1 pseudogene is annotated in these 551 nt (G+C 74.4%); it reads right to left on the minus strand.

Annotated features, from left to right (window positions below):
• Positions 1 to 291, minus strand: a pseudogene (locus tag GPJ59_RS36840) (hypothetical protein); the annotation flags it as partial.
• Positions 292 to 551: the final 260 nt, after the last annotated feature.

The following is a 551-nucleotide window of genomic DNA, read 5'->3' on the forward strand; positions in this document are numbered from 1 at the left end:
CGGGCAGAGGTGAGCGGGCTCGCACTGGACCGCGGTCAGCCCGCGGGTCCCCCCGAACTCGGCCGGGGGGTGCCGGCCGCCTGGCCGGCACAGGTTGGACGCCCAGGGCTCGGACATCAGGCACAGCCCCTCCGGCTTGTGGGGGCTCCACGACGCCATCGCGCCCCCGCGCACCATTCCGTCGTGCCCGGCGGCCGCCGCTTGCGCGGTGCCCGACAACCCGTCCGTGCCCGCGCCGACCGCAGCGGCCCGCACCGCCACCGCCACTGCGGGCCTAGCGGACCCGGCCACGTCCAGAAGCTGGTTCGCAACGGTGGGTCGTACGGGGTGATAGCCGCCGTCGCTGCTCGACCCGAGCGCACAGCGGCCGCCGTCCGCGGCCCGGGATCCATTTTGACCATTTCCCCCCAGGCCGCCCCCCCCGGGGCGACCCCCGGGTGGTGCACCCCCCACTACCCGCCCTAGTCCGTTGGTTAACCAACCTCGGGCGGCCCCGGCTACGACCCTGTCTCTTATACCCACTTTGCCCTGGCCACCGACTCACGGGTGGT

Origin of the sequence: Streptomyces bambusae (assembly GCF_019400985.1) — a bacterium.
Taxonomy (GTDB): Bacteria; Actinomycetota; Actinomycetes; order Streptomycetales; family Streptomycetaceae; genus Streptomyces; species Streptomyces bambusae_A.